At 71.9% G+C, this 270-nt stretch carries 1 protein-coding gene; it reads left to right on the forward strand.

The window, feature by feature from the left end; genetic code table 11:
- Positions 1 to 270 (forward strand): hypothetical protein (locus FLV34_RS41190; RefSeq protein WP_222709835.1); only part of this gene is annotated, 270 nt, incomplete at both ends.

The raw sequence follows: 270 nt of genomic DNA on the forward strand, positions 1-270 counted from the left end.
CGCGCGTGGGAGGACGGTCGTCTCGCCGAGGACACCTACATCGCGGCTCGGGCGGAGCTCGGTGCGGCCGAGGAGGCCCTGCAGACGGAGGCCCTGCAGACGGAGGCCCTGCAGACGAAGGTCCTGCAGACGGAGGCGCTGCAGGGCAAGGGCAGGCTGCCCCTGGCACTTGAGAAGCTCCGCGGGTTGATCCGCGGCGTCGGCGAGCGGGCTGATCCGCCATCCGGCGGCCGAAGTGGCGCGCCGATGGAACAGCCGATGGAACAACGG

The sequence above is a fragment of the Microbispora sp. CSR-4 genome (assembly GCF_008033685.1).
Taxonomy (GTDB): domain Bacteria; phylum Actinomycetota; class Actinomycetes; order Streptosporangiales; family Streptosporangiaceae; genus Microbispora.